The following is a 4775-nucleotide window of genomic DNA, read 5'->3' as shown; positions in this document are numbered from 1 at the left end:
TCTGATCTCCAATGTTATCATCGGCAGTACCTTAAAACTGCCATTTTTACTCTTGGTGGATCAGTTTTACATTAGCAAGTGGATCATTTTTACATTGGTAGCGACACTATGGGGCTATATCAACAAATTACCGATACGGCGACTGTTAACCATTGAAGACCCCCCCGAAGGCCGAATTTATGGCGCAATCCAGACGCCGATCATCGCTGATAAGAAAAACACCGAAGAAATCAAACGCGCATGGCTGCTATCGATGGCCTATGCCTTGCGATGCGATCCGGATGCGATTTTAAACGGTGAAATCCGCGATTTGGAATCTGCCATCACCGCACTGAAAGCGGCCATGACCGGGCATCTGCTGATGACGACACTTCACGCAAATGATGGCCTGAATATCCTTAAGCCTGTTGCTCAATAGTGAAATAAAACTGCTTTCAATAAAAACAAGTTAGATACATCTAAAAAACACAAAAATAGGTTATTTTTTGATCTTATATGGGTCATTTTTAATTCAAAAATTGATTATTTTATCATCAATGGCTGGTTTTTTTGTAAGTCACAATTAATTTTGCTATTGAGCAACAGGCTTAATGAATGGGGATGGTTGAAAAATGCACCATATATAAAGGCGTTACCTCCTAGACAATCCAGAATTCAGTGGCTTACAAAAGAGCAAGCTCATGCCTTGATTTATAATGCAGTTGATTATCTCAAGCCAGTAATAACATTTGCTCTGGCTACGGGTTTGCGCAGATCCAACATTCTAGAATTAGAATGGTCACAGGTTGATTTGGTTCGTAAGGTAGCTTGGATTAACCCTGACCAGTCAAAAAATTTTCGCGCAATTGGCGTTTCGCTCAACGATACCGCTTGTCAAATTATCCATGCTCAGATAGGTAGACATAGGCAGTATGTTTTTGTCAGAGAGCGAAAATTAAACGGCGTGATTGATATGATACCAATGAGAACTGATGCTAACAAAGCATTTAAGTCTGCCATGATGAAAGCAGGGATCGAAGGATTTCGATTTCATGATCTGAGGCATACTTGGGCGAGTTGGTTAATCCAGTCTGGTGTGCCTCTACCAGCATTGCAAGAAATGGGGGGATGGGAAAGTATACAAATGGTGAAAAGGTATGCTCATTTATCCCCTGCACACTTGCAAGAACATGCTAAAAACATTGATGCCATACTTGGATTTCATGTCACTAATATGACACTTAAGAAAGTTACATGAGATGTCATTAACTGTAATTTCTTGTTTTAATTGGTGGGTCGTGCAGGATTCGAACCTGCGACCAATTGATTAAAAGTCAACTGCTCTACCGACTGAGCTAACGACCCTATTAATAGCAAAACACAGCATAAATAATTTAAACAAATAATGCTTATTTTTTGGATGAATGGTGGGCGATACCAGATTCGAACTGATGACCCCCTCCTTGTAAGGGAGATGCTCTACCAACTGAGCTAATCGCCCAATCATAACTAAATCATCACAATAATTGGTGGGCGATACCAGATTCGAACTGATGACCCCCTCCTTGTAAGGGAGATGCTCTACCAGCTGAGCTAATCGCCCGTCGTGATGGAGGTGCATTATAGGGATAGTTCTGCATGAGTCAACGGTTATTCTAAGGAAAATATCCGTTCGTTGCAAAATTAAGCAAGATGCACCAAATATTATCGACACTAAATAATATTTATTTAAACTTATTTAGTCTAGCTCCTATCAGCATAAATTAAGCAGTTTTACCATTAAATTAGCAAAATAAAGTATCATTATCGCGCTAACAGCATTGAGGAATTAAGTTGCAGTGATAAAATAACCAACTGTAAATTTATCACTAGACTAGATTCAATATAAAAAAAGATCATTAAGGCAATCCTAATGAATAAAATAAAAACCCGTTTTGCACCAAGTCCAACCGGTTATCTTCACGTCGGCGGTGCTCGTACCGCACTCTATTCATGGCTTTATAGTCGACATAATAACGGGGAGTTTGTCTTACGTATTGAAGACACCGATCTTGAGCGTTCAACACAAGAAGCCATTGACGCCATAACGGATGGAATGAACTGGTTAAGTTTAAATTGGGATGAAGGTCCTTACTATCAAACTAGACGCTTTGATCGTTATCATGCAGTTATCGATCAAATGCTTAGTGCAGGGACAGCTTATCGCTGTTACTGTTCTAAAACACGGTTAGACAATTTACGTGAAGAACAGATGGCTAAAGGCGAAAAACCACGTTACGATGGCTGTTGCCGCTCGCATGCTCATAACCATACACCGAATGAACCTCACGTAGTGCGCTTTCGCAACCCCCAGCAAGGCTCTGTTATTTTTGAAGACCAAATCCGTGGCCCAATTGAATTTAGCAATCTTGAGCTAGATGATCTCATTATACGCCGCACCGATGGCTCTCCTACCTATAATTTCTGTGTTGTTATTGATGACTGGGATATGAAAATCACCCATGTGATCCGTGGTGAAGATCATATTAATAATACCCCACGGCAAATTAACATATTAACCGCTCTCGGTGCGCCAATACCTGTATATGCTCATGTTTCAATGATCTTGGGTGATGATGGTAAAAAATTATCTAAGCGTCATGGCGCAGTTAGTGTCATGCAATACCGCGATGACGGTTATCTACCAGAAGCCTTATTAAACTATTTGGTTCGTCTCGGATGGTCTCATGGTGATCAAGAAATTTTTAACCGCGAGGAAATGATCAGTTATTTTTCCTTAGATGCAATTAATAAATCCGCCAGTGCCTTTAATACTGACAAATTATTATGGCTGAATCATCATTATATCAATTCATTACCGGCAGAATATGTTGCTACTCACTTAGCATGGCACATTGAACAGCAAGGTATTGATACCCAAATTGGGCCAAGCTTAGCAGATTTAGTTAAGCTTCTCGGCGAACGTTGTAAGACCTTAAAAGAAATAGCCAGTTCATGTCGCTATTTCTATCAGGATTTTGCTACATTCGACGGCGACGCCGCTAAAAAACATTTACGCCCGATAGCGCGCTTACCATTAGAAACCGTACGGGCAAAATTGGCGGCTATTAGCAACTGGACATGTGAAAATGTTCATCATGCAATCGAAGCAACAGCTACAGAACTGGAAATTGGGATGGGTAAAGTGGGTATGCCTCTGCGGGTCGCTGTGACAGGATCTGGTCAATCACCGAGTGTTGATGCCACTGTACATGCCATTGGCCAAAATCGTTCATTAAAACGCATTGATAACGCTTTGGTTTATATTAATGAGCGTGAAAATAGGGTTAGCGAATAAAATTAGCTTAGCATAACGGCACATTTCACTGTGCCTTTTTTCTTCACACTAAGCTGTATGAGCATTTTTTCAACGGTTAAAGACTATTTTCCTATTAATCGATTGACAGTCTTATTCAGCTTGCATATTATCCGCCCGTCTAACCGACTTTGTGTAGGGGCTATAGCTCAGCTGGGAGAGCGCTTGCATGGCATGCAAGAGGTCAGCGGTTCGATCCCGCTTAGCTCCACCAAATTTTTTAACTTATTCAATAAGATAAGAGAAATAAAGTAAATCTCTTATTTTTTTTAATTTTTATTCTGTGTCAAATTTGTGCTACTAGTGACTATGCGTTCAGCGTGTTGCTGCAGAAATTGTGCTAAAAGGTGTGCATATTTACGTACGGTGTCTGCCTTGCTCCAGCCTCCCAGCTCTTGTAAAACGTATAGTGGAGTTCCTGCCATTATGTGGCGAGTTGCCCATGTGTGGCGCAGGTCATGAAAATGAAAATCTCCCAGCCCAGCTCGATAAACTGCTTTTCGCCATCCTTTAGCATCTGCGTTTTTTATTCTATTCCCTTGATAAGTAAAAACATACTCTCTGTGATGTCCTTGCTGTTCCCGTATTATTGTTAAAGCAGCTTGATTCAGAGGAATGCCAATAGCCTGGTTTGTTTTTGATTCATCTGCATGAATCCAGGCTTGGCGTCTATCCATATCAACCTGTGACCACTTTAAATTTGTAATATTGGACATACGTAACCCTGTATTCAAAGCAAAGTTAACAATAGGCTTCAGATGATCCGGTAGTTCTACCATTAAACGTTTTTCTTCATATTCTGTTAACCAACGTATTCTTCTGGTTGGTTCTTTCAACAATTTAATCGGCGGTATTTTATCTAACAATCCATGCTCATATGCACATTTAAGCACAACTCTAATTTGTTGTAATACTGCATTTACAGTACGATTTTTTACTCCTGAGATTTGTTTTGTTTTTTTGATTTCATCAATTAAGTATTTGTTAATGTCAATGAGCTTGGTTTTACCTAGGTATTGATCTAGCCATCTAAGTCCGTATAGCATATTACGATTTTCTTTGCGCTCGGGTTTTTCATTAAGCCACAAAAGCACTGCTTCTTGCCATGTATGAAAACTTACATCTCCTAATTTTTCATTTCGCCAACAGCTATTATATTCTAGCGCTGCTAATTCCTTCGCTTCTTGCTGATTGGTAGTTTTAGCAGACTTGCGTATTCGTTGCTTGTTTGGCGTTGTGAAGGAGTACCACCAAATTTCCCCACGCTTGTATGTTGAAACGATTTGCTTTGACATATATGATCACCTATATATTGTTCTGTTTTACAATACGTATTTTTTTGGTTCAGGATAAAAGTATCAATTTCATTTCTGCTAAAGCGCCATTCACCAAAAATCTTGTATGCTGGTATTTTTCCATTTACGGCTTTATCTCTAATTGT

Annotated in this window: 3 protein-coding genes, 4 tRNA genes and 1 pseudogene; 4 read left to right on the top strand and 4 right to left on the bottom strand. The window is 39.8% G+C overall.

Features of this window, described 5'->3' with window-relative positions:
- On the top strand, positions 1 to 418 hold a 418-nt coding region (locus CBG25_RS11680; protein ID WP_290606793.1), incomplete at its 5' end, for an ATPase, T2SS/T4P/T4SS family.
- A 171-nt stretch (positions 419 to 589) separates the two neighbouring features.
- A pseudogene (locus CBG25_RS11675) lies at positions 590 to 1237 on the top strand (site-specific integrase); the annotation flags it as partial.
- Positions 1238 to 1268: 31 nt separating this feature from the next.
- On the opposite strand, the gene CBG25_RS11670 reads toward CBG25_RS11675, so the two are convergent.
- The 3 genes from CBG25_RS11670 to CBG25_RS11660 form a co-directional block, all read right to left on the bottom strand.
- Positions 1269 to 1344 (bottom strand) — tRNA-Lys (locus tag CBG25_RS11670).
- A 60-nt stretch (positions 1345 to 1404) separates the two neighbouring features.
- A tRNA-Val gene (locus CBG25_RS11665) sits at positions 1405 to 1480 on the bottom strand.
- Positions 1481 to 1506: 26 nt separating this feature from the next.
- Positions 1507 to 1582 (bottom strand) — tRNA-Val (locus tag CBG25_RS11660).
- A gap of 309 nt (positions 1583 to 1891) precedes the next feature.
- Here CBG25_RS11660 and gltX point away from each other — a divergent pair.
- Both gltX and CBG25_RS11650 read left to right on the top strand, forming a co-directional pair.
- Positions 1892 to 3316, top strand: a complete 1425-nt coding sequence (gltX, locus tag CBG25_RS11655; RefSeq protein ID WP_290606789.1) for a glutamate--tRNA ligase — start codon at positions 1892 to 1894, stop codon at positions 3314 to 3316.
- Positions 3317 to 3472: 156 nt separating this feature from the next.
- A tRNA-Ala gene (locus CBG25_RS11650) sits at positions 3473 to 3548 on the top strand.
- A gap of 55 nt (positions 3549 to 3603) precedes the next feature.
- Here CBG25_RS11650 and CBG25_RS11645 read toward each other — a convergent pair.
- Complete coding sequence (locus CBG25_RS11645; protein ID WP_290606787.1) at positions 3604 to 4629, bottom strand: site-specific integrase; 1026 nt, start codon at positions 4627 to 4629, stop codon at positions 3604 to 3606.
- Positions 4630 to 4775 lie beyond the last annotated feature (146 nt).

It is taken from the genome of Arsenophonus sp. ENCA (genome assembly GCF_002287155.1).
Lineage (GTDB): Bacteria > Pseudomonadota > Gammaproteobacteria > Enterobacterales > Enterobacteriaceae > Arsenophonus > Arsenophonus nilaparvatae.
The sequence above is the reverse complement of the archived record's forward strand: the minus strand, read 5'-3'. Positions and strand labels throughout refer to the sequence as shown.

What these genes read in the sequence shown, in the direction of transcription:
- CBG25_RS11645 (WP_290606787.1), bottom strand. Translation starts at nt 4,629, where the DNA reads ATGTCAAAGCAAATCGTTTCAACATACAAGCGTGGGGAAATTTGGTGG.
- gltX (WP_290606789.1), top strand. Translation starts at nt 1,892, where the DNA reads ATGAATAAAATAAAAACCCGTTTTGCACCAAGTCCAACCGGTTATCTT.